The sequence below is a fragment of the Bradyrhizobium campsiandrae genome, from assembly GCF_014529705.1.
Taxonomy (GTDB): domain Bacteria; phylum Pseudomonadota; class Alphaproteobacteria; order Rhizobiales; family Xanthobacteraceae; genus Bradyrhizobium; species Bradyrhizobium campsiandrae.
On the sequence record NZ_JAANIH010000443.1, the window covers coordinates 1 to 239 of the forward strand.

Sequence of the window (239 nt, forward strand, 5' to 3'; positions counted from 1 at the left end):
GACCAGTTGCGGTCCGCCCAGGAACATGGCGCCCTGATTGCGGATGATGACGGTGTCGTCGCAGAGCGCCGGCATGTAAGCGCCGCCGGCGGTCGAGGGGCCGTGGACGATTGCGATCTGCGCGATATTCTCGGCCGACATCTTTACCTGATTGTACATGATCGATCCGGCCTGCCCTTCGTCCGGAAAGATATTGGCGATGTCCGGCAGGAAGCCGCCACCTGATTGCACCAAGGTGA

General features: G+C 61.5%; 1 protein-coding gene. It reads right to left on the minus strand.

Going from position 1 to position 239, the window contains the following annotated elements; translation table 11 throughout:
* A partial coding sequence (locus G8O24_RS43835; RefSeq protein WP_283815687.1) for a carboxyl transferase domain-containing protein occupies positions 1-239 on the minus strand: 239 nt, incomplete at both ends.